The organism is Massilia genomosp. 1 (assembly GCF_011682185.1).
GTDB lineage: Bacteria > Pseudomonadota > Gammaproteobacteria > Burkholderiales > Burkholderiaceae_D > Telluria_A > Telluria_A rubra.
The window spans coordinates 1-998 of the sequence record NZ_WHJF01000316.1; the positions used below are offsets into that span (position 1 = coordinate 1).

The following is a 998-nucleotide window of genomic DNA, read 5'->3' on the forward strand; positions in this document are numbered from 1 at the left end:
AAGAGCGATGGCGAGCCCGGCGTCAAGACGATCTGGCTCGGCTTGAAGGATGTTCACGTGGCGGCGGAAACGATACGCGCGCTACGGGGAATTGGCGCACTGAACACTTGTGTATAACGAGGTGGGTATAAGGTGTCATGGTAGCTGTACTTTGGTACAAGACAGGAGCCACCGATACCGCATTACCCAGAATTTGAGTCCCGTTCACCGTCGCATTCTGATACAGACCTACGGTCATATATCCTTGGCTTGATTGATATTGATTCAGCAAGGCAAATGAGTTCGCGCTGCCACCAGCGCCCGGATTGCTGATGGTGCCAGCGGCTTCCAATGTATAGAGTGTCTCCATGGCAGCCGGAATGCCGGTCGACGTCAATTGCGTCAGCTGTGCGCCATTCTGTACTTGCGCACTGGAGGCATATACCCCGTAATTATCTTCCCAAGTTAGCGAATTGGCGGCCATAGGTTTGAATACTTGCCAAGCAACGTTTGGCGAGCCGCCGCCTGAAGGCTTGGCAACGATAACATTGGTACCTGTTATCCAGATAGTCTGCAATTGTGCAGTGGTAAATGCGAGATCTAATTCGTAGCCCATGATAATTCCTTTCGGTTTTTGCAATGTATAAGGAAAAACGGATAAAGAGATCAATCGGATCACATTCAAATGCCGGGTGTCATGACTATTCTCCGTAAAAAGATGAGTCTCTCGTTTCGACCGACGCACAGCACCGGCCGGCTCAGCGCTGCAATGTATTGGCGCCTGCTATTCCTTATTCAAGTTCCATGCCAGGCAAAAAGACAGCATTGGAAGCCGTTTGAGGGTGCAAAGCGTGTCAAACCGGTCATATTGACGTGTCAATGCGATATCTTTATCCTGAATCCGTGCTCCGAAATTGACAGACACATTCCCATCCGCAAAGCGACTATTTTTTGCGGATTTTCTGCTGTGCTCGGGCCGTTGTCCAGCGCTGTTGCGCTCCAGGCTGCGCTTATCCGTC

Annotated in this window: 2 protein-coding genes; both read right to left on the reverse strand. The window is 50.8% G+C overall.

Annotation, left to right across the window (positions count from 1 at the left end; all coding sequences use genetic code 11):
- Positions 1-22 precede the first annotated feature (22 nt).
- Positions 23-595 (reverse strand): hypothetical protein, encoded by a 573-nt coding sequence (locus F1735_RS33820; protein WP_167241409.1) that lies wholly within the window; start codon positions 593-595, stop codon positions 23-25.
- A 168-nt stretch (positions 596-763) separates the two neighbouring features.
- Positions 764-998: hypothetical protein (locus tag F1735_RS36025; protein ID WP_222853179.1), on the reverse strand; the 235-nt coding region annotated here is incomplete at its 5' end.

Excerpts from the sequence above, each read along its gene's own strand:
- F1735_RS33820 (WP_167241409.1), bottom strand. The coding sequence starts at position 595 with ATGGGCTACGAATTAGATCTCGCATTTACCACTGCACAATTGCAGACT.